Origin of the sequence: Moraxella osloensis (assembly GCF_001553955.1) — a bacterium.
GTDB lineage: Bacteria > Pseudomonadota > Gammaproteobacteria > Pseudomonadales > Moraxellaceae > Faucicola > Faucicola osloensis.
This window is the reverse complement of record NZ_CP014234.1, coordinates 1,861,663-1,886,419: the sequence shown is the minus strand read 5'-3', so window position 1 is coordinate 1,886,419 and position 24,757 is coordinate 1,861,663. Positions and strand designations below refer to the sequence as shown.

At 46.1% G+C, this 24,757-nt stretch carries 22 protein-coding genes, 2 tRNA genes and 1 pseudogene; 12 read left to right on the top strand and 13 right to left on the bottom strand.

Annotated features, from left to right (window positions below):
* The first annotated feature begins 9 nt into the window (after positions 1–9).
* The 4 genes from acs to AXE82_RS08285 all read left to right on the top strand — a co-directional run bounded on the left by acs (position 10) and on the right by AXE82_RS08285 (position 6,200).
* Positions 10–1,959 (top strand): acetate--CoA ligase, encoded by a 1,950-nt coding sequence (gene acs, locus AXE82_RS08300; protein ID WP_062333562.1) that lies wholly within the window; start codon positions 10–12, stop codon positions 1,957–1,959.
* 269 nt (positions 1,960–2,228) lie between these two features.
* Positions 2,229–3,338 carry an S-(hydroxymethyl)glutathione dehydrogenase/class III alcohol dehydrogenase gene (locus AXE82_RS08295; protein WP_062334889.1) on the top strand — a complete coding sequence of 370 codons (1,110 nt, stop codon included), beginning with the start codon at positions 2,229–2,231 and terminating at the stop codon, positions 3,336–3,338.
* 42 nt (positions 3,339–3,380) lie between these two features.
* A complete protein-coding gene (gene fghA, locus AXE82_RS08290) occupies positions 3,381–4,265 on the top strand; it encodes an S-formylglutathione hydrolase (protein ID WP_062333558.1) in 885 nt (294 codons plus the stop codon).
* A 147-nt stretch (positions 4,266–4,412) separates the two neighbouring features.
* Positions 4,413–6,200 (top strand): FMN-binding glutamate synthase family protein, encoded by a 1,788-nt coding sequence (locus AXE82_RS08285; RefSeq protein WP_062333555.1) that lies wholly within the window; start codon positions 4,413–4,415, stop codon positions 6,198–6,200.
* A 55-nt stretch (positions 6,201–6,255) separates the two neighbouring features.
* On the opposite strand, the gene glmS is transcribed toward AXE82_RS08285, so the two are convergent.
* The 8 genes from glmS to AXE82_RS08245 form a co-directional block, all read right to left on the bottom strand.
* Positions 6,256–8,094, bottom strand: coding sequence for a glutamine--fructose-6-phosphate transaminase (isomerizing) (glmS, locus tag AXE82_RS08280; RefSeq protein WP_062333550.1), 1,839 nt, complete (start codon positions 8,092–8,094; stop codon positions 6,256–6,258).
* A gap of 182 nt (positions 8,095–8,276) precedes the next feature.
* Positions 8,277–9,635, bottom strand: a complete 1,359-nt coding sequence (gene glmU / locus AXE82_RS08275; RefSeq protein ID WP_062333547.1) for a bifunctional UDP-N-acetylglucosamine diphosphorylase/glucosamine-1-phosphate N-acetyltransferase GlmU — start codon at positions 9,633–9,635, stop codon at positions 8,277–8,279.
* Between the two features lie 46 nt (positions 9,636–9,681).
* Entirely contained in the window at positions 9,682–10,260 is a 579-nt protein-coding gene (locus AXE82_RS08270; protein WP_062333543.1) for a phosphatidylglycerophosphatase A family protein, read from the bottom strand.
* 14 nt (positions 10,261–10,274) lie between these two features.
* Positions 10,275–11,255: a thiamine-phosphate kinase gene (gene thiL, locus AXE82_RS08265; protein WP_062333540.1), complete on the bottom strand. Its 981-nt coding sequence runs from the start codon at positions 11,253–11,255 to the stop codon at positions 10,275–10,277.
* A 54-nt stretch (positions 11,256–11,309) separates the two neighbouring features.
* Positions 11,310–11,870 (bottom strand): transcription antitermination factor NusB, encoded by a 561-nt coding sequence (gene nusB / locus AXE82_RS08260; protein ID WP_062333537.1) that lies wholly within the window; start codon positions 11,868–11,870, stop codon positions 11,310–11,312.
* Between the two features lie 9 nt (positions 11,871–11,879).
* Positions 11,880–12,395: a 6,7-dimethyl-8-ribityllumazine synthase gene (ribH, locus tag AXE82_RS08255; protein WP_007115135.1), complete on the bottom strand. Its 516-nt coding sequence runs from the start codon at positions 12,393–12,395 to the stop codon at positions 11,880–11,882.
* A gap of 158 nt (positions 12,396–12,553) precedes the next feature.
* The gene (gene gltX / locus AXE82_RS08250) at positions 12,554–14,050 is read right to left on the bottom strand and encodes a glutamate--tRNA ligase (RefSeq protein ID WP_062333534.1); all 1,497 of its coding nucleotides are present in this window, start codon (positions 14,048–14,050) and stop codon (positions 12,554–12,556) included.
* 173 nt (positions 14,051–14,223) lie between these two features.
* Positions 14,224–14,850, bottom strand: a complete 627-nt coding sequence (locus tag AXE82_RS08245) for a DedA family protein (RefSeq protein ID WP_062333529.1) — start codon at positions 14,848–14,850, stop codon at positions 14,224–14,226.
* 377 nt (positions 14,851–15,227) lie between these two features.
* On the opposite strand from AXE82_RS08245, the gene AXE82_RS08240 reads away from it, so the two are divergent.
* From AXE82_RS08240 to AXE82_RS08220, 5 genes and pseudogenes are all read left to right on the top strand, one after another.
* Positions 15,228–15,303: transfer RNA gene (locus AXE82_RS08240), tRNA-Ala, on the top strand.
* A gap of 35 nt (positions 15,304–15,338) precedes the next feature.
* Positions 15,339–15,414, top strand: a tRNA-Glu gene (locus tag AXE82_RS08235).
* Between the two features lie 216 nt (positions 15,415–15,630).
* A complete protein-coding gene (locus AXE82_RS08230; protein ID WP_062333526.1) occupies positions 15,631–16,350 on the top strand; it encodes a metal-dependent hydrolase in 720 nt (239 codons plus the stop codon).
* A gap of 69 nt (positions 16,351–16,419) precedes the next feature.
* A pseudogene (locus tag AXE82_RS12265) lies at positions 16,420–16,581 on the top strand (SEC-C metal-binding domain-containing protein); the annotation flags it as partial.
* Positions 16,582–16,712: 131 nt separating this feature from the next.
* Positions 16,713–17,855 (top strand): aminotransferase class V-fold PLP-dependent enzyme, encoded by a 1,143-nt coding sequence (locus AXE82_RS08220; protein ID WP_062333523.1) that lies wholly within the window; start codon positions 16,713–16,715, stop codon positions 17,853–17,855.
* 107 nt (positions 17,856–17,962) lie between these two features.
* On the opposite strand, the gene AXE82_RS08215 is transcribed toward AXE82_RS08220, so the two are convergent.
* The 5 genes from AXE82_RS08215 to AXE82_RS08195 all read right to left on the bottom strand — a co-directional run bounded on the left by AXE82_RS08215 (position 17,963) and on the right by AXE82_RS08195 (position 21,942).
* Positions 17,963–18,865, bottom strand: coding sequence for a histone deacetylase family protein (locus AXE82_RS08215; protein ID WP_062333520.1), 903 nt, complete (start codon positions 18,863–18,865; stop codon positions 17,963–17,965).
* 1 nt (position 18,866) lies between these two features.
* Positions 18,867–19,751: a class II glutamine amidotransferase gene (locus AXE82_RS08210; RefSeq protein WP_062333517.1), complete on the bottom strand. Its 885-nt coding sequence runs from the start codon at positions 19,749–19,751 to the stop codon at positions 18,867–18,869.
* Positions 19,752–19,768: 17 nt separating this feature from the next.
* Positions 19,769–20,032 (bottom strand): hypothetical protein, encoded by a 264-nt coding sequence (locus AXE82_RS08205; RefSeq protein ID WP_062333514.1) that lies wholly within the window; start codon positions 20,030–20,032, stop codon positions 19,769–19,771.
* A 146-nt stretch (positions 20,033–20,178) separates the two neighbouring features.
* Complete coding sequence (locus AXE82_RS08200; RefSeq protein ID WP_062333511.1) at positions 20,179–20,946, bottom strand: DUF3800 domain-containing protein; 768 nt, start codon at positions 20,944–20,946, stop codon at positions 20,179–20,181.
* A 9-nt stretch (positions 20,947–20,955) separates the two neighbouring features.
* Positions 20,956–21,942, bottom strand: a complete 987-nt coding sequence (locus AXE82_RS08195; protein ID WP_062333508.1) for a homoserine kinase — start codon at positions 21,940–21,942, stop codon at positions 20,956–20,958.
* A 92-nt stretch (positions 21,943–22,034) separates the two neighbouring features.
* Here AXE82_RS08195 and hisF point away from each other — a divergent pair, with 92 nt between their 5' ends.
* The 3 genes from hisF (at position 22,035) to AXE82_RS08180 (ending at position 24,730) form a co-directional block, all read left to right on the top strand.
* Positions 22,035–22,793 carry an imidazole glycerol phosphate synthase subunit HisF gene (hisF, locus tag AXE82_RS08190; protein ID WP_062333504.1) on the top strand — a complete coding sequence of 253 codons (759 nt, stop codon included), beginning with the start codon at positions 22,035–22,037 and terminating at the stop codon, positions 22,791–22,793.
* 145 nt (positions 22,794–22,938) lie between these two features.
* Positions 22,939–23,838, top strand: a complete 900-nt coding sequence (gene lgt / locus AXE82_RS08185; protein WP_062334887.1) for a prolipoprotein diacylglyceryl transferase — start codon at positions 22,939–22,941, stop codon at positions 23,836–23,838.
* A gap of 31 nt (positions 23,839–23,869) precedes the next feature.
* Positions 23,870–24,730 carry a thymidylate synthase gene (locus tag AXE82_RS08180; protein ID WP_062333501.1) on the top strand — a complete coding sequence of 287 codons (861 nt, stop codon included), beginning with the start codon at positions 23,870–23,872 and terminating at the stop codon, positions 24,728–24,730.
* Positions 24,731–24,757: the final 27 nt, after the last annotated feature.

The following is a 24,757-nucleotide window of genomic DNA, read 5'->3' as shown; positions in this document are numbered from 1 at the left end:
GAATGTTTTATGAAGAGCTACCCTCATAGCGCTGAATTTGCCGCTAAAGCCAACACCACTCCCCAAAAATACGCCGAGACCTATCAAGAATCTATCGAAAACAATGAAGCGTTTTGGGCAAAACGCGCTGAATGGATTGATTGGATAAAAAAACCCACCAAAATCAAAAACGTCAATTATGACCTAAAGAATTTTAGCATTAAATGGTTTGAAGATGGTGAGCTTAATCTATCGGTCAACTGTCTTGACCGTCATGTGGCTGAAAACCCTTACAAGCCTGCGATTATTTGGGAAGGCGATCACCCCTCACTTCACAAAATCATCTCATACAAAGAGCTACATTCAGAAGTATGCCGCCTTGGTAGCGCACTGCGTCGTAAAGGCGTCAAAAAAGGCGACCGCGTCACCATTTATTTGCCGATGATTCCTGAAGCGGCGGTTGCGATGCTGGCTTGTGCGCGGATTGGCGCGGTTCACTCATTGGTATTTGGCGGGTTTTCAGCAGACAGTCTAGCCAGCCGTATCATCGATAGCCAATCAAAAATTGTCATTACCGCTGATGAATCTGTGCGTGGTGGTAAACATACGCCGCTTAAACAAAATGTGGATCGTGCGCTAGACCAGGACGGTACCGAATGTGTTGAAAATGTCATTGTGGTGTACCGTACCGGTGAATCCATCCCAATGAGCGGACGCCGCGACATTTGGTATCACAACTTAATCGACAACGCCTCTGAAGACTGTCCACCAGAGCCAATGAATGCCGAAGACCCGCTATTTTTGCTTTACACTTCAGGCTCAACTGGCAAGCCTAAAGGCGTGGTACACACCACCGGTGGTTATTTGACCTATGCGCTATCCACCTTCCGTGACGTGTTTGATATCAAAGACAATGACGTATTTTGGTGTACCGCGGATGTGGGCTGGGTCACAGGTCACACCTATGTGGTGTATGGACCGCTTGCCAACGGCACAACGACCGTGATGTTTGAAGGGGTGCCGCAGTACCCAGATTGGGCGCGTATCGGTCATATCGTTGATAAGCATGACGTTACCATCTTGTATACTGCGCCAACCGCCATTCGCGCGATGATGAAAGAAGGTGATGATTACGTTCGTAAATCAAACCGTTCCAGCTTACGTCTATTAGGCTCGGTGGGTGAACCTATCAATCCTGAAGCTTGGAACTGGTATTATAAGGTGGTGGGCGAAGGTCGTTGTCCGATTGTTGATACTTGGTGGCAAACTGAAACCGGCGGTATTTTGATGGCCCCAATCCCCAATACGGTTGATCTCAAACCAGGCGCCGCGATGAATCCGCTGTATGGCATCAAGCCAGCGATTGTCGATGCCGAAGGTACTGAATTAACGGGCGCCGCCGAAGGCAACTTAATCATCAAAGACAGTTGGCCAGGTCAAATGCGTACCATTTGGGGAGACCATAAACGCTTCTTAGAAACTTACTTTAGCACCTATCCCGGCGCTTACTTCACAGGTGACGGTGCCCTGCGCGATGAAGACGGTCATTATTGGATTACAGGTCGTGTGGATGATGTCTTAAACGTCTCTGGGCATCGCCTAGGTACAGCAGAGATTGAAAGTGCGTTAGTATCGCACCCTTCAGTCGCTGAAGCAGCTATTGTGGGTATGCCGCATGAGCTTAAAGGTCAAGGCGTTGCTGCTTACGTCATCTTAAAATCAGGCGAAGAGCCAAGCGAGATGCTCAAAGGTGAAATCAACCGTCATGTCCGTGGTGAGATTGGTCCAATCGCCAACTTAGACTCGCTCTACCTGGTCGAAGCCTTACCAAAAACGCGCTCCGGTAAAATCATGCGCCGTATCCTGCGTAAACTTGCCGCGCATGAATTTGAAGGTTTGGGTGATACTTCAACCTTGGCAGAACCAGAGGTGGTTGATAACCTCATCAATGTGGTTAAAGCCGATAAACAACCTGCTTAATCGCTGCCCAGATTTAAAAAAACGTCTGTAGTTACAGGCGTTTTTTCATGGTTTTTCAATTGTTAAATATTTTTAAAAATCCAATTCAAATTTTTAATTTTAATGATGATTTAATTAAACCCAATTGCTTACAATTTTAAGCTTAATCATGCGATAATTGGTTATGTCATAATGCCGACCAAAGGCATTTTTAATAAAACCAATATAACAAGGATAAACCGATGACTGATATGACTGCGGCCACAGCGCCATTAGATTTTAGCAAACCCATCAAATCGCGTGCTGCGGTAGCTTTCGCTGCGGGAGAACCATTACAAATCGTCGAAATCGACGTTGAACCACCGCGTAAAGGTGAAGTACTCGTCAAAATTACCCATACGGGCGTTTGCCACACAGACGCATTCACCTTAAGTGGCGATGACCCTGAGGGGGTTTTTCCAGCGGTTTTGGGTCATGAAGGCGCAGGTATTGTGATGGCAGTCGGTGAAGGGGTAACCAGTGTACAACCTGGTGATCACGTCATTCCGCTATATACGGCTGAATGTGGTGAATGTCTATTTTGTAAAAGTGACAAAACCAACCTATGCATCGCGGTGCGTGCTACCCAAGGTAAAGGGGTGATGCCTGATGGTACCACCCGTTTTAGCTATCAAGGTCAGCCAATTTATCACTATATGGGCTGTTCAACATTTAGTGAATATACTGTCGTTGCTGAGGTGTCGCTTGCCAAAATCAATCCTGAAGCCAATCCTGAGCAGGTCTGTCTATTAGGTTGCGGCGTGACCACAGGACTAGGTGCGGTAAAAAACACCGCTAAAGTACAAGAAGGCGATAGCGTCGCGGTGTTTGGGCTTGGCGGTATTGGGCTTGCTGTGATTCAAGGTGCCAAACTTGCCAAAGCAGGCCGTATTATTGCGGTTGACACCAATCCCGACAAATTTGAGTTAGCCCGTGAGTTTGGCGCGACTGATTTTGTTAATCCAAAAGATTATGACCAACCCATTCAACAAGTGATTGTTGAGATGACAGGTTGGGGTGTGGATCACAGTTTTGAATGTATCGGTAACGTCAATGTCATGCGCTCGGCACTTGAATGCGCGCATCGTGGCTGGGGTCAAAGCGTGATTATTGGTGTCGCAGCTGCAGGTCAAGAGATTTCCACTCGTCCGTTCCAACTAGTGACAGGTCGCCGCTGGTTAGGCTCTGCATTTGGTGGGGTGAAAGGTCGCTCACAACTGCCAGGTATGGTGGAGCAAGCCATGCACGGCGATATCCAACTGGCACCTTTTGTCACCCATACTATGGGCCTTGAAGATGTCAATACCGCATTTGATTTGATGCATAAAGGTAAGTCCATTCGTTCAGTGTTGCATTACTAAAACATTACCGAACTTAGCATTAAACAGAATGGGAAATTCACCATGAAAAAAGTTGAATCGCATAAATTGCACGGTGGTGACCTACAAGTGTGGCAGCATACCAGTGTGACCACACACACGGAGATGAAATTTGCCATCTATTTGCCACCCAAAGCCATCGTCAATGAAGCCACTGAAACCACTGAAACCACAGCTCAAAGATGTGCGGTGTTGTATTGGCTATCAGGGCTGACGTGTACTGAGCAAAACTTTATTCAAAAATCTGGGTTTGCTGAGTATGCCAGTCGTCACAACGTGATTGTGGTGGCACCCGATACCAGTCCTAGGGGTGTCGATATAAGCGGTAACGATGTGCCTGATGACAGCGCTTATGACTTGGGGCAAGGGGCAGGCTTTTATGTCAATGCCACCCAAGCGCCTTGGGCAACGCATTTTCAGATGTATGATTATATCGTCGATGAGTTGCCTAATCTCATCGAACAGCACTTCCCTGCCAGTGACCAGCGCAGTATTTTTGGTCATAGTATGGGTGGACACGGTGCGCTGATGATTGCCCTGCGCAATCCCCAGCGCTATGCCAGCGTGTCGGCTTTTTCACCCATCGTTGCACCGTCACAAGTGCCTTGGGGACAAAAAGCCTTTAGCGCTTATCTAGGTGATGACCGAAGCACCTGGGCAAATTACGATAGCTTAGCGTTGATGAAGCAGTCAGCGCATAGCAAAAAATTACCACTATTGATTGACCAAGGTAGCGGGGATGAGTTTTTGGCTGAGCAGCTCAAACCTGAGCTCTTTTCGCAAGCTGCCAAAGATGCCAATTATCCGATGACGCTGCGTATGCAGGACGGTTATGACCATAGCTACTATTTTATCAGTAGTTTTATCGCTGACCATTTTGCGCACCACGCCGCTGCCCTTCAAGCTTAAGCACGCACACAATCACTTGTCACACCACACGGCTGACAAGTGATTGACCATTTTCATTTTGCCATCGCATTACCCTCTCCATTATTTAAAATAACAAATTTGCGATGATTATTTTGCCCGCGATCCTATCTGATAAGGAAGATTATCATGGTTAACAAGCGCACTGATATTACGGTAACCCCTACCCATAAAGAGCCCTATTTGCAAGGCGTTGTGTTTCGCTACAGCGTGTTTGCCATTGCCTTTGCTATCCTTGCTTTGGGTATTGTGCTACTCAAATGGTGGCTGATAGTGATTGGTCTGGTGGGCTTTGTGGTGGGCATTTATGATTTGATGCAAGTACACCATGCCGTCTTGCGTAACTACCCAATTTCGGGACATATTCGTTACCTATTGGAAGAATTCCGACCTGAACTGCGCCAGTATTTGATTGAAGATGACCAAGCCGCCGTGCCGTTTTCGCGCCAGCAGCGTGCGCTTGCTTATCAACGTGCCAAAAACGTCAGTGATACCAATGCTTTTGGTACCTTAGAAAATTTATACCAGTCTGGCAAAGAATGGTTTTTACAATCCACCCTTAGCTATCCCCTCAAAGAAACCAATTTTCGTATTATGGTGGGCAGTGAACGATGCCTACAGCCCTACTCGATGTCGGTGTTTAATATCTCTGCCATGAGTTTTGGCAGCCTGTCAGCCGCGGCAATCGAAGCGCTCAATCAGGGCGCAAAACTCGGTGGATTTGCTCATGATACAGGTGAAGGTGCGATTAGTCCGTACCATAAGAAACATGGCGGCGATTTGATTTGGGAGCTGGGTACCGGGTATTTTGGATGCCGTAATCACGATGGCACGTTTAGCGGCGAAAAATTCGCTGAACGCTCGCGCCTTGAGCAAGTCAAAATGATTGAAATCAAGCTGTCGCAAGGGGCAAAACCTGGTAAAGGCGGGGTGTTGCCCAAAGAAAAAATCACCCTAGAAATTGCCGAAACCCGTGATGTGCTGATGGATGTAGACTGCGTTTCTCCAGCCAGCCACTCAGCCTTTACCACCCCGCGTGAGATGGTGCAGTTTTGGCAACAGCTGCGTGAACTGTCAGGGGGCAAGCCGGTTGGTTTTAAGCTGTGTGTCGGACAGCCTTGGCAGTTTATGGCGATTGTCAAAGCCATGATTGAAGCAGATAATTACCCTGATTTTATCGTGGTTGATGGTGCAGAAGGCGGTACAGGGGCTGCGCCTGTTGAGTTTATGGATAATGTTGGCATGCCGCTACTCGATGGTTTTTTGCTTGTACACAATACACTGGTGGGTGCGGGGGTGCGTGATAAAATCAAAATCGGTGTCAGTGGTAAAATCATCTCTGCCTTTGATATCGCGCGCATGCTAGCGCTGGGTGCAGATTGGTGTAACTCCGCGCGTGGCTTTATGTTTGCGGTAGGCTGTATCCAATCACGTGCCTGCCACACCAACAAATGCCCAACTGGGGTTGCCACCCAAGACCCCTACCGTCAGCGGGCATTACATATTCCTGATAAGGCGCAGCGGGTCTATAATTTTCATAAAAACACGCTTAAATCATTGGCAGCGATTGTCGGTGCGGTGGGTTTAAAACACCCAAAAGATTTACAAGCGTATCATATTGCCAGACGGCTGGAAAATGGGCAGATTAAGCTATTATCCAAGTTTTATTATTTTACCGAACCTGGCGTGTTACTGAATTTATCGGCGCGCTCAGATGTTTTTAACCAAATGTGGGTCATGGCAAATCCTGATAGCTTTTTGGCAAATAACGAGGCGTTAATTGCTTACAATCACGATGTGCGTCACGCCCATGCGCACAGCGAAAAGCGCTTTAATGAAGGCAACTACCCTGAGCGTATCGACAGCTTTGATGAAACCGCAAATAGCTACTATACCTATGATGATGACCCTTCTTAATACTTTGTCCACAAAAAAACCGCTAATCGTTAGCGGTTTTTTGTGTCAGCTTAGCTTATTCCACCGTGACGCTTTTGGCCAAATTACGGGGTTTATCAACATCTGTGCCTTTGGCAAGCGCAACATGGTAAGACAACAACTGGACAGGAATGGTGTGTACAATGGGCGACAACACGCCAATATGACGTGGGGTGCGAATCACGTGTACGCCTTCACTATCAGAAAAATCACTGTCAAGATCGGTAAAGACAAACAACTCACCGCCACGCGCTGAGACTTCTTGCATATTGGCTTTGACTTTGTCGAGTAGGCTGTCATTTGGCGCTATCACCACCACAGGCATGTTTTCATCAACCAATGCCAGTGGACCGTGTTTTAACTCGCCAGCGGGATAGGCTTCTGCATGAATGTAGGTGATTTCTTTGAGCTTCAATGCGCCTTCTAATGCAATCGGGTAATGAATACCACGTCCCAAAAACAGCGCGCTTGGCTTATCAGCAAATTTGCTTGACCAGCTGCTAATCTGTGGCTCAAGATTGAGCGCATATTGAATATCATTGGGCAAGCTGCGCAGCGCATTGGTGTATTCGACCAGTTTAGTGTCATCCACATAGCCCCGCACACGACCGAGTGTCACCGCCAAACCAAATAAAGCCACTAACTGAGTGGTAAAGGCTTTGGTTGAGGCGACCCCAATCTCCGCACCGGCTCGGGTGTAGACTACCAGCTCACTGGCACGAGGCAAGGCGGATTCCATCACGTTACAGATGGATAGACTATGTTTGTGGCCCATGGCTTGTGCGTATTTTAGCGCTTCCATGGTATCTAGCGTTTCCCCTGATTGCGAGATGGTGATAATCAATTGTTTTGGATTGGCAATCACCTCACGATAACGGTATTCGCTAGCGATTTCGACATCGGTGGCAATTTTGGCAATACTTTCCAACCAATATTTGGCGGTCGATGCAGCATAATACGACGTGCCACAGGCAAGAATCTTAATACTGTCGATATCATTGAAAACGGCTTCAGCATTTTCACCAAAGTTGTTGGCGATAAACCCGGCATCCAAAAAGATTTCGGCGGTATCTGACACTGCTTTTGGCTGCTCGTAGATTTCTTTTTGCATAAAGTGGCTATAAGCCCCTAGTTCAAGAGACGCTAAGGACACTTGCGAAGTAGTGGCTTTGCGGGTCGCTGGATTGCCTTGTTTGTCAATCATTTGTGCCACGCCATCTGCGGTCAACTGGGCAATATCACCATCTTCAAGATACATGATTTGACGGGTAAAGGCGACAACTGCTGAGACATCCGATGCGATAAAGGTTTCATGCTCACCTAAGCCAATGAGTAATGGACAGCCCATACGCGCCACCACCATGTTTTGTGGCATATCGTTGGCAATCACAGCAATCGCATACGCGCCATGAAATTGCTGAGTCGCCGCTTGTACTGCATTGAATAAATCACCGCCGTTTTGTACATAGTGTTGGTGCACCGCATGGGCGATGACCTCAGTGTCGGTTTGTGACTCAAAATGATAGCCATTTTGCTGAAGGCGAGCGCGCTCGGCTTCAAAGTTTTCGATGATGCCGTTATGTACCACCGAAATCAAATCACCCGAGATATGCGGATGGGCATTTGGCTCAGTGACGCCGCCGTGGGTGGCCCAGCGTGTGTGACCGATACCGGTGTGACCATACACGCCGCGCTCTTTGGCAGCGGCTTCCATCAAGGCAACACGCCCCACTCGGCGCACGCGTTTGAGTCCTTCATCGGTTTGCACTGCAATACCCGATGAATCATAACCCCGATACTCTAGGCGTTTTAAGCCATCGGTTAAAAAATCTACCACATTGTCTTGCGCACGAATGGCGCCAACGATACCGCACATAACTGTTCCTTAGTATCCAGTTTTTGGTGTGAGCAATCAAATTTGACTGCTGTGAAAAACAATCCCCCCGTTTACACAGTCGTTAGATTGTTTTATTTTTGCTTAACCAAACGGCTTTATCGTATAAAGCAAGTTTATCGTATTAAGCAAGAATCTGTTAAATTTAGGCAAAAGTTCAAATATCAAGATTTTTTTTCAGGACGTTGCCAACCCTCAATCGTGACTTGTTTGCCACGGGCGATGGACAGTTTTTCAGCAGGGCAGGCTTTACTGATGGCACTGCCTGCCCCAATGGTGGCGCGGTCACCAATGGTCACAGGGGCAATCAGCACCGCATTTGAGCCAATTCTAACTTCATCACCGATTTCGGTTTTAAACTTATTGACGCCATCATAATTGGCAGTGATCGTGCCTGCGCCGATATTGGTCTTTTGTCCAATGGTGGCATCACCCAAATACGCCAAATGATTGGCTTTGGCGCCGCTTGCCATTTGGGTGTTTTTAAGCTCCACAAAGTTACCGATATGCACCTCTTTGTCAGTGACCGCATTGGGGCGCAGACGGGCAAATGGTCCGATTTGGTTGTCTGCGCCTACTACCGCATTGTCAAATAGACTATAAGGTTGCACCACAGTGCCACTGGCGATTTTGCTGTTTTTGATAATACAACCTGCGCCGATTTTGACGTTATCACCTATCTCACAATCACCTTCAATGATGACATTAATATCAATTTGCACATCTTTGCCAACTTTGAGCGAACCGCGTAAATCAAAACGGCTTGGGTCAATCAAATGTACCCCTTGTTGCATCAGCGCTTGGGCTTGATGCGTTTGCCAAGTACGCTCTAGATTTGCCAACTGCAGACGGTCATTCACGCCTTCGATTTCAAACTGATGGGTCGGCGATACGGTGGCGATTTCGATGCCGTCATCCACCGCCATTTTGACGATATCAGTCAGGTAGTATTCGCCTTGGGCATTGTTATTGGTCAAGTTATTGAGATATCGATGTAAAATATCATTGGCGACACAGTACACACCGCTATTGATTTCAGTGATTTTTCTTTGCTCATCGTTGGCATCTTTTTCTTCAACAATGGCGATTACTTGGTTGTTGTCACGCACAATACGCCCCAAGCCAAATGGGTTGGCTAAGTTTATGGTCAGCATGGCAAAACGGCTCTCTGTATTTGTCAATTTCTGCAAGGTATCGACGCCAATAAGTGGCACATCCCCTGATAAAATCAAGCTTTTCCCATCCGTAGGCAACACTGGCAAAGTCATTTGCACCGCGTGACCCGTGCCCAATTGCTCAGCTTGCTCGACCCAATCAATTTGTTCATCGGCAAAGGCATCTTTGACTTGCTGACCTTCAAAACCATAGATAATGATATTTTTTTGGCTACCCAATTGTTTGGCAGTGGCGAGTACGTGATGTAGCAAAGGCTTGCCTGCCAGCGGTTGTAGTACTTTTGGCTTGCTCGATTTCATGCGAGTGCCTTTGCCTGCTGCCATGATGATGATGGTTAAGTTGGTCATGGGAATTCCTTATTCTTTTTTAAATTAATTTTAATGATACAACAGATTAAACATAAGTAACGAGTACACTTACAAAAACTATTAGCACAACCCCCGCCATCAGCCCCGCCAAAATGTCATCAATCAAAATACCAAAACCGCCGCTCACATTTTTATCCACCCATTTAATCGGAAAGGGTTTTAAAATATCAAAAAAACGAAACGCGACAAATGCAGCAAAGTATAGTAGCAGTAAACTTAACTGATGACCTTGCAATAAAGCATCATCATAGAAATGCAGCCATAAAATTGGCAAGAGTGACACCCACATCCCGACCCATTCATCCCAAACGATATGCGGGTCATCGTGTACACCCATCAAATCCGATGTTTTGCCACAGATATAACTACCGACTAGAGCGCCCACCACCGTCACCGCCAAAAACCCCCAAAAGCCAAGCCACAACATCGGAATGGCAACCACCAGTCCACCCACCGTGCCCCACGTCCCAGCAGCGCGCTTTGGCAATCCTGAGCCTAAGCCGATACCGAGCCAATAAATCAGCTTTTCCCAAACGCTCGCGGTTGGCGGACAAGGCGGGCAAACATTGGCTTTACGGACGTCGGGTTTATGCAGTTGAGTCATAAGAAGTTCTTTGGCTAAAAATGCTGATAGCCAGTGATTGAAAATTCAATTGGTTGGTTATTATAAGTCAGCCTCAAGCCGTTTTCTGTGACAATTTTGCCAATGGCAAAAATTTTATCCGAAAACTGTTGATTAAATTTGACAAAATTTTGCTCACTCATGGTAAAGCACAGCTGATAATCATCGCCGCCATTGAGCTGATGTTGCCACTTATCAGTATTTGGCAAAGCTTGTAATCGTGGGTGCGTTGGAATGCTGGCTAAATCGACCACCGCGCCCACCTGTGATGCGGTTAGGATATGACCCAAATCCTGCCCTAGCCCGTCTGAAATATCAATCATGCTATGGGCAAACCCACGTAATTTTTGCCCGAGCTCAACTTGCGGAACAGGTAAATCGAGTGCCGGCTGTAAAGCGATTTGTTGTAAAGCGATTGGTTGTAAAGCGATATTGTGCCGCTCAGATTTTTCAGCGTGTAAAATCTGCTGTAACGCAAAACTTGCTGAGCCAATCTCACCGCTCACACAGATGATATCACCGACTTTTGCGCCACGTCTGGTAATAGCTTGCCCAGATGGCACAAAACCCAGTGCAGTGACAGAGATGGTTAAGGTGTTAGATTGGGTGGTATCGCCACCGATGAGCTCGACATCAAATCGGTTGCAAATGTCCGCGATGCCTTGGGCGAATGGTTTGAGCCAGTCATCATGTGCAAGCTTAGCGGGCAAGCTAATACTCAGCAATATCGCATAGGGTGTCGCACCCATCGCTGCCAAATCGGATAAATTGACCGCGACCGATTTATAGCCGATGGCATAAGCGGATGTTGATAAGGGAAAATGCCGACCTGCAACCAGCGTGTCAATACAGCTCACCAGTTCGCAATCACTCGGCATGCTGCTTATTGCGCAATCATCCCCAATACCCACTTGGGTCAAGGGATTTTTGCGTGTACAGTGTTGAAAATGTTGATAAATCAAAGAAAATTCGGACATCTTAGCCATCCGTATCGAGCATAAAAGGGCGTAGCGAGTACGCCCTTTACGGTATTATTTTTCTTCTTCAGTGGTCGCTTGCGATGGCGGCTGCGGCGCATCCTCTGTTTTGGCTTTTTTGGCATCTGCTTCTACTTCAGGCATACGCACCTCTTTGGCGATTTTATCCATCACCACGTGAATCATTTTATAACCATCTGATGAGCCAAAATGGGTATTGAGCTGAATCGCTTCATCAATCACTACTTTGTAAGGCACTTCCAAGTGCTGCTTCATTTCATAGGCACCGACAAGCAGTACCGCTTGCTCCACTTTATCTAGACGTGTCCAAGGGCGATCAAGTAGGCTGTCGATATAGGCGATTAAGTCATCGCTTTGCTCAATGATTTTGCTCAGCAGCTCGTGATAATAGCCCAAATGTACCGTGTGCATGGCATTCTCACTGCGGGTATGCGCTTCGATTTCGTGCGATGGGTTGCCTGTCAACAGCCATTCATATAACCCTTGCACCACAAAACGGCGTGCTTTACGAATCGCGGTCAGGCTGGTTTTATAATTGATGGCGTTGTCTTGACTCGCCTGTTCTGGTGTGGTGTGGGTTGAATTGTCAGTCATATTGCTACCTTATTCACCAGCCATTTGTGCGTCAATTTGACCCAACACGTTAATCATCTCAAGCGCGACCATGGCTGCTTCTGAGCCTTTGTTTCCTGCTTTGGTACCAGAGCGCTCAATGGCTTGTTCGATGCTGTCTGTGGTCAAAATTGCATTAATAACAGGCACGTCATAATCCAACCCAATCGCGCCCAAGCCTTTGGCAGATTCACCAGCGACAAAATCAAAGTGCGGCGTGCTACCACGAATCACCGCGCCTAAACCGATGATAGCGTCAAATTTATCGGTTTGTGCCATACGGGCAACCGCCAGTGGAATTTCCCAAGCACCCGGTACACGCACGACAGTAATATTGCTACCTGCGATACCATGACGCAGTAAGGTATCAATCGCGCCGCTGACCAAACTTTCTACCACAAAGCTGTTAAAGCGTCCTACCACCATACCGATTTTGGCGTGGGCATTGGTGTGTAATTCACCGCTGATATGCTGTACTTGGGCGAGTTCGTTTTGAAGATTTGCCATGATGATTACCTTTAAATTGTAAAAATTAGAAGCTGATTTTGCTAGGTATGATACCATCTTTGTTAGGTTTATTCATGTTATTTAGCATGACCCTGAGTTACTCGCACTAAAATAAAAAATCCGCCACAGCGACGGACTTTTATACAAAACAATTAAGCTTATGGAGTCAAAAAGCTTGGCAATGCTTTATGACGTTTTTCCAATTCTTTGGCTTTTTTCTTACTGACACCGCCCAATACCTCAATGGCATGACGCAGGCGCTGCAATGTCATATCCGCTCCAATCAAATACATTGAATTCATCACAGGCGTGCTTGACTTGCTACCTGCGATGGCAATAAAAAATGGCGACATAAAATCACGCAATTTAATGCCCATCTCCCCTGCCAAACCAGACAATACCGCTTGGATATTCTCCTCCGTCCATACAGGCAGGGTTTCTAACTGCCATTGCGCAAGTTGTAGAATCTCCACGGTTTGCTCAGTGGATAATACTTTATGCTCAAAGTCCACCTCACTAATGGTTGGCAAGTTTTGGAAATAAAAGCCCGACCAGTTCACCGCATCCGACAACAAGTTAATGCGTGGCTGAATGGCTTTGGCAATCGCGGTGAGTTTGTCGCTGTCATTGGCCCAATCAAGAATTTTGGTTTTTAAGGCTTCGGGTGACAGTGAACGCAACCATTCGCCATTGAGCCAAGTGAGTTTTTCCACGTCAAAAATCGGACCGCCCAATGACACCCGTTTAATGTCAAAACTGGCAATCATTTCATCCAAGGTGAATTTTTCCGCTTCATTTGGCATGGAGTAGCCCATCCGTCCCAAATAGTTGAGCAAGGCTTCTGGTAATACACCTGCATCACGGTAATAAGTGATTGAGGTGGGATTTTTGCGTTTCGATAGTTTGGATTTGTCGGGGTTTCTGAGCAGTGGCATATGACAGAGTACGGGCATATCCCAACCAAAATATTTATACAATAATTGATGTTTTGGGGCAGAGTTAATCCACTCTTCGCCACGGATGACGTGGGTAATCTGCATCAAATGGTCATCGACCACGTTTGCCAAATGGTAGGTTGGTAGACCGTCGGTTTTGAGTAGCACTTGCATATCCACTTGTGACCAAGGAATCTCGACCTCCCCACGTAGCATATCGTCAAATTTACATACACCCTCGTCTGGCACACGCATACGAATGACGAATGGTTTGCCTGCGGCGGCGAGCTTGTCCGATTGTTCACGGGAAAGGTTCGCATAGCGACCGTCATATTTTGGCGTTTCACCCCGCGCCATTTGTTCGGCTCGCATTTGATCTAACTCTTCGGCTGTGGCAAAACAGCGAAATGCATGACCTTTGTCCAACAGTTCTTCGGCGTATTGTTTGTAGATGTCTTTGCGTTCGCTTTGGCGGTACGGTGCATGTGGACCGCCGACGTCTGGACCTTCTGACCAGTCAAGACCGACCCAGCGCAGCGCGTCCAAAATCATTTTTTCAGATTGCGCGGTGGAGCGCGTTTGGTCGGTGTCTTCAATGCGTAGGATAAAATCGCCGCCATTTGCTTTGGCAAAGGCAAGGTTAAATAGTGCGATATAGGCGGTGCCAACGTGGGGAAAGCCTGTGGGGCTTGGGGCAATACGGGTGCGGACTTGTGACATGGATTTCTCAATTTTACCAAAATTTCAAATTAGCGGCTATTATAGCCGACTATCGAATTTTTATAAATTGAATCCTAGCGATGATAGATGGCTGATAAAATATAAATTTGGAAGGCAACGCTAAATGCCAGATTGACTTTGGCAGTTAGCGTTATTTTTGAAGACTAATTCAATTATTTATCCTTGCGATGGCGAATGATTTCGACAATCATTGGTACCACCGAAAACACAATAATGGCAATCATAATCCACGAAAAATGTTCTTTGACAAAGGGTAATTGACCAAAAAAATAGCCTAGCGTGGTAAAAGATACGACCCATAATACCGCGCCAACGATATTGTAGCGAGCAAACTGGGCATAATTCATGTTACCCATCCCGCCTACAAACGGCGCAAACGTGCGTACAATGGGAATAAAACGGGCAATAATAATGGTGCGTCCGCCGTATTTTTCATAATAATCGTGGGTTTGTTGCAAATAGCTTTGCTTAAAAATCTTGGAATTGGGATTGGAAAATAACTTTTGCCCAAAGTGTTTGCCAATCTCAAAATTGACAAAATCACCCAATACTGCCGCCACAATCAATAAACCAATTAGCACAAAGATATTCATATCGCCCACTGCGGCAATGGTGCCTGCCGCAAACAACATCGAATCCCCGGGCAAAAATGGTAACACCACCAGACCCGTCTCGCAAAACACAATGGCAAACAAAATCGCATAAATCCAATTGCCATAGTTGTTGACCAGTTCTTGTAAATGCTCACCGATATGCAAAATAAAATCAACCAACCACATGGGCTATCCTTATAATTTTAGACAAAACAACAAAATATAACTAGGGCGTGTCCCTATTTGGATAATGAGGCTAAAAATAGACTAAATCGCCAGCAAAACAAGGCAAATTGTGCAGATAATATTGGAATATTGTCAAACAATTTAACGCAGTTTTGCCAGATTTAGGCATTTTTAGGCCATTAAAAATACTTTGTTCCGAATTAGGGACACGCCCTAATCTACAGTCGTTATATGAAGGCAACATAAAGAACGCATCATTATAGCAAGAATGGGTAAAAATTTTGTGTTTTTAGGCAAAAATCATCTTGACAGCAAAATCAGTTTTCAATAAAATACGCGCACTCTTAGGCAAAGCAGTCTAAATAATTCCCAAAAATGGGGCTATAGCTCAGTTGGTAGAGCACTTGCATGGCATGCAAGGGGTCAGCGGTTCGACTCCGCTTAGCTCCACCACTATTAAGCCTGCTTAGAGCACCTCGTGCGATTGCGTCCCCATCGTCTAGAGGCCTAGGACATCGCCCTTTCACGGCGGTAACCGGGGTTCGAATCCCCGTGGGGACGCCACTTATTTTAAAAAAGCCATTGTCTAACGGACGATGGCTTTTTTGTTTTGGTATTTGATTCTAGCTACTTAATTTAAGCTACTTAATTTAAGCTACTTAATTTAAGCTACTTAATTTAAACCACTAAATTTTACCACTCGGGATTTTACCACTCGGGATTTTACCACTTGAGTTTTGACTCGCTGATTTTAAGCTATTGGGAAACTGGGCGAAGACTATGGCAAATTTTAACACCCACATAAGTGTCGCTTTTGTCGCAAGTGGCGTCACTGGCTTGGTGATTTATAAGGCAGGGATGCTGACCGCGCCTGAATATTTGATGTGTGTGGTGGCTGGTACCATTGGTGGCTTGCTGCCCGATATTGATTTGGACCACTCGGTACCCGCGACCGTAGGATTTAATGTCGTATCGCTGCTGACGGCATTTTTTATTGTTATCTTGTGTGTCGGGCAGTTTTCGTTGGTGGCATTGGCAGGATTGTGGTTAGCCTCTTATTTGCTGATGCGCTACGGTGTGTTTAATTTATATAGCAAATTGACGGTGCATCGCGGTATCGTGCACTCGATTCCCTATCTGGGGATTATGGCGATGACCCTCGTGTACGCCAGCTTTTATGGGTTTAAGCAAGGCGCTGTTATTAGTTGGTTTTTGGGGCTATTTTTGATGTTTGGCGCCATTGTTCATCTGCTGTTAGATGAGATGTTTAGCGTCAACCTGTTAGGGCTGAGTGTCAAAAAATCTTTTGGTACCGCGTTTAAAGTGTTTAAATTCGATCAAGTAGGCTGGTATTTGGGTTTATATGCCGTGTTGGCTGCCCTGATTGTGTTTGCCCCGCCGTTTAAACTATTTTGGCAGACGCTACAAGACCCCATTAGTTGGCTTATTTTAAAGAAAAATATCTTGCCTACCGCCATCAACCTACCGAACATTCATTAACATGATACATACGTCAACTTGCCTCATGCAGCGGGTTTGGATTTAGCGGTTTTAGACAGCAGCAAAGGCGTCCATCATGAGCTATCCACCTTTGTGAATATTCCCACCCATGGCACCAGCCGTTGGTACTTTTTGGATCCGACAGTGGTCATGCCTGTGACCCAAAAGCAGCCTTGCCCCTGCGGCAGTGGTGAGAAATACAAACGCTGCTGTGGACAGTTTTTGGCTTAATCACTGCGCTATTGATAACCAAAAATGTAACAACCGCTCTACAATATTTTTGGTTTTTAAAAGGGCTTTTTTGCTAGACTAATTTTATTTGCGATTTTGCGAGAAAGACAACGATATTAAAGGAGAGTCCCATGCCTGCCCTACGCCAAGATATTGATCCAGACGGTTTATTAGAATACTCTGTGGTCTATACCGACCGCTCGCTCAATCACATGTCCAAAAAATTCCAAACCGTGATGAATGATTTGTCCACAAGTTTAAAAAACGTGTACAACGCTGATGCGGTGGCAATCGTGCCCGGTACAGGGACTTACGGTATGGAAGCGGTTGCGCGCCAGCTTGCCACTGACCAAACAGTGCTTATCATCCGCAACGGTTTTTTTAGTTTTCGCTGGACGCAAATCCTTGAAAAAGGTCGTATCACGGATGACGTGACTGTCCTGACCGCACACATCGGTGACAACAGCGATTCAATGGGGCAACAACAGCAGTTTGAGCCAGTGGCAATCGAGACGGCTGTCGCTGAAATTCAATCTAAAAAACCTGCGGTAGTATTTGCCCCGCATGTCGAAACCGCGGCAGGCTTGATGCTGCCTGATGACTACATCAAACAACTTGCCGATGCGGTGCATAGTGTCGGTGGTTTACTGGTCATTGACTGTATCGCGTCAGGCTGTGTGTGGCTTGATATGAAAGCGTTGGGCATTGATGTGCTCATCTCTGCGCCACAAAAAGGCTGGTCAAGCACGCCATGTGCGGGGCTAGTAATGATGAATGAACAAGCCGTTGCCAAAGTGGAAGCCACCGAATCGACCAGTTTTGGATTAGATCTCAAACAGTGGCTCACTATCATGCGCGCTTATGAAAATGGCGGTCATGCGTATCATGCGACGATGCCAACCGATGGGCTGACCAAATTCCGCGATACTGTCAAAGAAGCCGAAGCGATTGGACTTGATAAACTCAAAAGCGCCCAATTTGAATTGGGTGAAAAAATACTATCCGTCCTCAATCAACATCATATTATCAGCGTCGCAGCTGCAGGCTACCAAGCGCCAGGTGTGATTGTGGTTTATACTGACCGGGATGATATGCACAAAGGTGCAGCATTTGCAGCCCAAGGCTTACAAATTGCAGGTGGCGTGCCATTGAAAGTTGGCGAACCTGACAGCTTTAAAACCTTTCGTTTGGGGCTATTTGGGTTAGATAAATTAACAGATGTCGACGGTACAGTCAGCCGTTTTAAGCAAGCGCTTGAGAAAGTATTAGCCTAATTATCAGCGTATGCATTAGCGCATTGATTAGCAGAACAACGGTTTATTTTAAAAGCTCTGTGAATTTAAAAGCTCTGTGAAACAGGGCTTTTTTTATCTCTTAACACTCACTCATACAGCCTTTTTGCCATGCGAAAGGTATTGCAATGGGCTTCCACCACATCGTCGATGTTTTCTGAGTAGCCGCCACCCATCACCACCGCCACTGGGATTCCATGGGCTTTGGCTTGGCTAAATACAAACGCATCACGCTTGGCACAGCCGTCACGGGTGAGCGCAAGTTTACCGAGCTTATCGGTGGCGAGCACATCCACAGCGGACTGGTAAAACAGCATATCGGGTTTCACTTTTGCAATAAGTCTAGGCAGCGTCTCCATTAATATTGCTAAATACGCTTCATCGCCTGTCTCGTTTGGCAAATCAATATCTAAATCAGATGCTTGCTTGCGAAACGGATAGTTTTTTGCGCCATGCATGCTAAAGGTGAATACCCGGGGTTCATTTGCCATCAAATGCGCTGTACCGTTGCCTTGATGCACGTCCAAATCCACAGTCAGAATTTGGGTCGCCTGTCCACGTGCCAACAATAAATTACTCGCCACCGCCACATCGTTAAACACGCAAAACCCTTCGCCATGATCGGCAAACGCATGGTGGGTACCGCCTGCGATATTGAGCGCGACACCGAATTGTTTGGCAAATAACGCACATTCATAAGTGCCATGGGCAATCACACGTTCCCGCTCAACGAGCCTTGGCGTCATCTCAAAGCCGATGGCGCGCGCGTCTTTGGCGGGCAATGTTTGCTGTTTTAGGTGCTGCCAGTACCTTTGTGTATGTGTGGTGAGAATTTCGTCTTCGCTCAATCGCTGCGGGGCAAAAAAATTGGCTTGGGTCAATGTACCCTCCGCCAATAACCGCGCCGCAATCATCGGATATTTTTGCATAGGGAAACGGTGACGCTCAGGAACGTCATATTTAAAAATATCAGAATAAGCGACTTTTATCATATTATAAGCTCGCCCCCACTTTGCGGGCGATGGCAATGCCTTCTTCAATGGTTAAGCGGGTCGGATTATCAGGGGTATCTTTAAATAAAATATCGCCATCCCGAAACATCAAACATTCATCCACATAAAGCTGTTGCCAGTGTTCGTTGTAAGTCAAAGGAATGGTAGTAATCAAGGTCACTTTGTCGGTCTGCGAGGTCACCTCGCTAAAATCAATCGCCAGCTCACTGTCAGCGAGTTTCGCCTCACCAAATGGCGCTTTACGGGTGATAAAAAACAGCAAGCTGCCTGCATAGGCTAGCTGCCAATCGCCATTGCTAATGAGACAATTAAACAAGCCCAACGCCGATAACTCACGACAAATCGTGGTCAAAAACTGGAATAACACCTCGTTGCTGGGTGGCTCACTAAACTGTGATTTGAGTCGATTGAGCAGATAACAAAATGCCATCTCCGAATCGGTTGTACCTACGGGCTGATAGTGGGTGGGCACAGGGCTTAGCTGGTCCATAAAATCCATCTGCAGCTGCCCATTATGCGCAAACGCCCATTCCTCGCCCCATACCTCACGGACAAAGGGGTGGGTATTAGCCAAGCAATTTGTGCCTTGCGTGGCTTTGCGAATATGGCAAATCACATTCATCGCCTTAATCGGATAACTATTGACTAAATCCGCCACCGGTGAGCAGAAACTTGGCTTGTCATCGTGAAATTGACGTATCCCAGCTTTGCCATTACCCTGCGATGGGTCGGGATTTTTTTCAAAAAACACGATACCAAACCCATCGGTATGGATATCGGTCTGCCCGCCCCGCTTGCGAAACCCCGCAAAGCTAAAATGAATATCAGTGGGTGTGTTGCAATTCATACCCAGAAGTTGGCACATGGTGATTGGCTTCCTTTCTACTGCAATTTTGCTGAGTCGTTATGGTCTACCAAGTCGTCATCCGCTAGTTGCGAAGTGTCATCGATATTATCGAGTAAAGCTTTGGCTTGCTCAACATCTTCAGGGGCAACCCATAGCACACCGCCTGTGTTCAATCCCATCAAATCAACGAGTTGGGTCTGTACGTTAATGCCGTTGTTTTGTAAATAGATGGCGTGGGTTTCTGCCAATAAGTTGGTCGGGTATTCGGCAAGTTTCTGCCAGTTGTTAGTATCATTCATCTTTACTATTCCGAGAATTATGTATATTTTGGTAAAATTAAATTGAAATCAATCATAAAAATGCTATTATTAATAGGTAGTCTGACCTAGGGCTAGACCCTACAGTAGGACTCATCGGGTTCGGCGAAAGCTGAACCCTTTTCTTTTTAACGTATAACTATGCCTAACGGATGACTTTTACTTGCTTGTTTTAATAAAACTGGCATTAGTCTATCAAGATAATTTCTACCACCTTTCTTTTTAACATATTGATTAGTAAAAAATTTCTGCCCCAAGAAATAAGCATTAACATCGGCTAATTGAATAAAATAAGAATGTGCAGAATCACGATGAATTGCATCTTCTATTACCCATTGTGTGGGCATCATACGATAGCCTGAGCCCAAGTTAAAGCTATTTGGAACAGGATTATATCTTCTCATTCGTCGGGTTAAATTTCTTAATTTTATCTCATCAGTTTTATCAACAAATAACAAAGCTGAATCAGTTGCATTGTTTGAACCAATAAAATTGTGATGATAAAGTGTATTTTCGATACGCTGAATAAGCGTTTGCCAAGCAAGGCTAAAAATATCGCTATTTAAAGATTTATTCTTTTTGTTTACCACCACGTTCACAATTTGATAATTAAGTAAACTTGCTTGAAAATCAATAACATCTCGTAACAGCCTGAGCCGTAAAGACTTAGGAATTCTCTGAAAATCACCAGGTTTGTGAATAAAATGAGAACAGTGAATTTCTTCTCGTAATTTAAAACCATAGCTTGCTCTCAGTTCTTTTCTAAAGCCAATCACTGAATTTAACGTGGTTTGCCAATGACTTTCATGAACTACGATAGCACTTAAACAAAAATAATTCGATGGACTATTTACCAAGCCAGTATCACCGCTTTCATCCACATACACAAGAAACATTGAATATCCTTATTTCACGCTCGCCCAATGAAAGCTGGCTAGGCGTTTCATTAAATCAGGATTTTTCACCATAATATTATCGCCCGTGCGACCTTGCTGACGGTTATAATAAATCACATTCAAACGCAGCAGCCAAAACGTCACGCCCGCCATGGCAAGCATAATCGGCAATGCCTTTTTCTCATCATCGCTCAAAGCGCGTTTACTCTCGTACCCTTGTAAAAACGCTTGCATCTTGGCGTCATCAAAATTCACCGCTTCGCCATCATTGGCGTTACCCCAAGTGGTGCAAAAATCATTAATGGTAATCGCCACATCCATCACAAAATGCTCAACACTGACTTCGGTAAAATCAAGCAAACCTGTGAGTGTTGGCTGAGTTTCATCACTAAAATCCCACAGCGTGTTATCGGCAAACATGTCCAGATGACATAAGCCTGTTGGCAAATTTTTGCTTGCTACCGTTTCGTAGGCTTGCCAAATATCATTCATCAGTTTGGCTTCATCGCTTGGCATAAACTTGGTTTCACGGTCACGCACCAAATGCCAAGGATATAACTCAACGCCATAGTTTTGTGCAGGGGTCAAGGTTTGCAAGGTTTGGTGAAGAACGGCTAAAGCCTCGCCCATTTGACGGCACATATCAGGCGTGATTGCTTTCGGGTGACCGCCCGAGAGTTTTGGTGACACCACAATGGCTTTGTTGTCAAAATACAGCAAAAACTCGCCGTTTTTGGCGGCTAGCGGGGCGGCTACGGGTAGCTGGTCTTTTAGGCGGTTTAGGATAATCGCCATTTTTTGAATTTCATGCGGTTTGCGTTCTTCAAACAAGGTAAATACATAAGACGGCTCGCCGGCTTTGTCCGTGGTTGTTTCAATAAACCAATTACTGTTTTTGATACCCTGTGTGATAGGTATGGCTTTGGCAAAATCCACGCCAAATTGTTGGCAAAAATCACTAAATTGTTGGTCAGTCAACTGGGTATATACAGACATAAGGCATCCTTGAAGCGCAGCACACCGATAAAACTGCGGTAATGGCAAAGTAAATTTGATAAACTTACGGCTATTATAGAAGGAAATCGAATATGTTAGCAAAACGAATTATCCCTTGCCTTGATGTTGACAATGGTCGGGTGGTCAAAGGTGTGCAATTTGTCGACATCAAAGACGCGGGCGACCCTGTTGAAGTGGCGCAGCGCTACAACGAACAAGGCGCGGATGAAATCACTTTTTTGGACATCACCGCTACCCATCATGGACGCGACACCACCTATCACACGGTTGAACGCATGGCAGAAACCGTATTTGTACCGCTGACTGTGGGCGGCGGGGTTCGTAAAGTCGATGACATTCGTCACTTGCTAAACGCGGGCGCGGATAAAGTATCGATTAATTCAGCGGCGATTTTTAACCCTGAATTTGTCGGTGAAGCGGCAGCGCGTTTTGGCAGTCAGTGTATCGTGGTAGCGATTGATGCCAAAAAAGTGGCTGACAATCAATGGGAAATCTTTACCCATGGGGGACGCAAAGCGACTGGCATTGATGCGGTGGCATGGGCGGTCAAAATGGCAGATTTTGGGGCGGGTGAACTGCTTGTGACCTCGATGGACTCAGATGGTACCAAAAACGGCTATGATATCGCCTTGATGAAGCGCATTACAGATAGCGTAAATGTGCCAGTGATTGCCTCAGGTGGGGTCGGCAATCTGCAACACTTGGCAGATGGGGTGCTGCAAGGCGGTGTTGATGCGGTACTAGCGGCGAGTATTTTCCATTTTGGCGAATATACCGTGGGGGAAGCCAAGCAGTTTATGGCACAGCAAGGCATTGAAATGCGCCTGTAATGGCGAGCCTTGTGAGAATGATAGCCGCTGGTAATAACTAAAAGGGCACAGCAAAAAATAGCCCAAGCCCAAGCTAGCCCAAACTAGCCAAAACTGCTATGATATTGGCATTTTCGATAATGACTAAATTGCCATGTTTCCACTAATTTTAACTCACCCGCAATGGGATCCTGTCGCTCTGAATTTGGGACCTGTTCAAGCCCACTGGTATGGGCTGATGTATTTACTGGCTTTTGCTGCCGCTTATGCGTTGGCTTGGTATCGCACTAAGTCACGCCCAGACTGGAATGCCGACATGGTCGCTGACCTGGTATTTTACGGGGCGATGGGCGTGATTCTAGGCGGTCGTATCGGCTATGTGCTGTTTTATCAATTAAGCGAATTTTTAGCCAATCCGATGTATTTGTTCAAAATCAACCAAGGCGGCATGTCGTTTCATGGGGGATTTTTGGGTGTCGCCATCGCAATGCTATTTTTTGCCCGCAAATATCAAAAGAACATTTGGAATGTGCTAGATTTTATTATTCCCTGCGTGCCAACCGGACTGCTGTTCGGGCGTATTGGCAATTTTATCAATGGCGAATTGTGGGGTCGGGTGTCTGACGGGGGTTACAACTGGCTGATGCTGTTCCCGCAAGCGGTCAATGAAGACAATGAACTGCTCAAACAAACCCCTGCCCTGCAAAGCCTTGCGCAAACCTTTATGATTGATGGCAACAATTATTTGTTACTTCCCCGCCATCCGTCACAGCTGTATCAGGCTTTTACTGAAGGGGTGGTACTGTTTGTTTTGGTTTGGTGGTTTGCCAGCCGGCCGCGTCCGCGTATGGCGGTTAGTGGCTTATTCGTGATGGGCTACGGTATTGCACGTTTTATTACCGAATTCTTCCGCCAACCTGATGCTGACCAAGGTTTTATTTTATTAGGGTGGATGACAAAAGGGCAAATGTTAAGCCTACCGATGATTATCGGTGGTTTGGTTTTATTGATTTGGGCGTATAAAAACCAAATCTATGATTGGGGCCATCAAAAGAATGTGGACTAACAAAGAAAACTAACCAAGGAACTCATCACCCATGATTACGTCAAAAAATGAACAAGCCTATTTGGATTTACTTAAACTGGTGCTAGATAACGGCATACAAAAAGGCGACCGTACGGGCACGGGTACCATCAGCTATTTTGGCGCGCAGATGCGGTTTGATTTGAATGAAGGTTTTCCACTACTCACCACCAAAAAAATCCATACCAAAAGCGTGATTTATGAGCTGCTTTGGTTTTTAAAAGGTGATACCCATGTCCAATACTTGCAGGACAATGGGGTACGCATTTGGAATGAATGGGCAACCGCCGAGCAAACAGCTCGCTTTGGCAAGCCTGAAGGCGAACTTGGCGCGGTATACGGACACCAGTGGCGCAACTTCGGGGCAAGCAAAAAAGCGGACGGCAGCTACCATGCAGATGGTTTTGACCAAATCAGTTGGGTGGTCAATGAAATCAAAAACAACCCAAACTCGCGCCGTTTGATTGTCTCTGGTTGGAATCCTTTGGAGGCCAACGAAGTGGCCTTGCCCCCTTGTCATACCCTGTTTCAGTTTTTTGTCGCCGATGGCAAATTATCTTGTCAGTTGTACCAACGCTCGGCGGATTTGTTTTTGGGTGTACCTTTTAACATCGCCAGCTATGCCTTGCTAACCCATATGATAGCCCATGTGACGGGGCTTGGCGTCGGTGAGTTTGTGTGGACGGGCGGCGATTGTCATATCTATAACAATCATTTACAGCAAGTGCATGAGCAGCTTAGTCGTGAGCCGTTTGCCCTACCCGAGCTTTGGCTCAACCCTGACATTACTGACATTTTTGCCTTTGATTTTAACGATATAAAAATTAAAAATTATCAAAGCCATGCCACAATTAAGGCTGAAGTCTCTGTATAAGCTTGCAGCCCAATACCAAAACTCACA

Coding starts and splice junctions, on each gene's coding strand:
- acs (WP_062333562.1), top strand. CDS start 10: ATGAAGAGCTACCCTCATAGCGCTGAATTTGCCGCTAAAGCCAACACC.
- fghA (WP_062333558.1), top strand. CDS start 3,381: ATGAAAAAAGTTGAATCGCATAAATTGCACGGTGGTGACCTACAAGTG.
- AXE82_RS08285 (WP_062333555.1), top strand. CDS start 4,413: ATGGTTAACAAGCGCACTGATATTACGGTAACCCCTACCCATAAAGAG.
- glmS (WP_062333550.1), bottom strand. CDS start 8,094: ATGTGCGGTATCGTTGGCGCCATTCGTGCGCAAGACAATGTGGTAGAT.
- glmU (WP_062333547.1), bottom strand. CDS start 9,635: ATGACCAACTTAACCATCATCATCATGGCAGCAGGCAAAGGCACTCGC.
- AXE82_RS08270 (WP_062333543.1), bottom strand. CDS start 10,260: ATGACTCAACTGCATAAACCCGACGTCCGTAAAGCCAATGTTTGCCCG.
- thiL (WP_062333540.1), bottom strand. CDS start 11,255: ATGTCCGAATTTTCTTTGATTTATCAACATTTTCAACACTGTACACGC.
- nusB (WP_062333537.1), bottom strand. CDS start 11,870: ATGACTGACAATTCAACCCACACCACACCAGAACAGGCGAGTCAAGAC.
- ribH (WP_007115135.1), bottom strand. CDS start 12,395: ATGGCAAATCTTCAAAACGAACTCGCCCAAGTACAGCATATCAGCGGT.
- gltX (WP_062333534.1), bottom strand. CDS start 14,050: ATGTCACAAGTCCGCACCCGTATTGCCCCAAGCCCCACAGGCTTTCCC.
- AXE82_RS08245 (WP_062333529.1), bottom strand. CDS start 14,850: ATGTGGTTGGTTGATTTTATTTTGCATATCGGTGAGCATTTACAAGAA.
- AXE82_RS08230 (WP_062333526.1), top strand. CDS start 15,631: ATGGCAAATTTTAACACCCACATAAGTGTCGCTTTTGTCGCAAGTGGC.
- AXE82_RS08220 (WP_062333523.1), top strand. CDS start 16,713: ATGCCTGCCCTACGCCAAGATATTGATCCAGACGGTTTATTAGAATAC.
- AXE82_RS08215 (WP_062333520.1), bottom strand. CDS start 18,865: ATGATAAAAGTCGCTTATTCTGATATTTTTAAATATGACGTTCCTGAG.
- AXE82_RS08210 (WP_062333517.1), bottom strand. CDS start 19,751: ATGTGCCAACTTCTGGGTATGAATTGCAACACACCCACTGATATTCAT.
- AXE82_RS08205 (WP_062333514.1), bottom strand. CDS start 20,032: ATGAATGATACTAACAACTGGCAGAAACTTGCCGAATACCCGACCAAC.
- AXE82_RS08200 (WP_062333511.1), bottom strand. CDS start 20,946: ATGTTTCTTGTGTATGTGGATGAAAGCGGTGATACTGGCTTGGTAAAT.
- AXE82_RS08195 (WP_062333508.1), bottom strand. CDS start 21,942: ATGTCTGTATATACCCAGTTGACTGACCAACAATTTAGTGATTTTTGC.
- hisF (WP_062333504.1), top strand. CDS start 22,035: ATGTTAGCAAAACGAATTATCCCTTGCCTTGATGTTGACAATGGTCGG.
- AXE82_RS08180 (WP_062333501.1), top strand. CDS start 23,870: ATGATTACGTCAAAAAATGAACAAGCCTATTTGGATTTACTTAAACTG.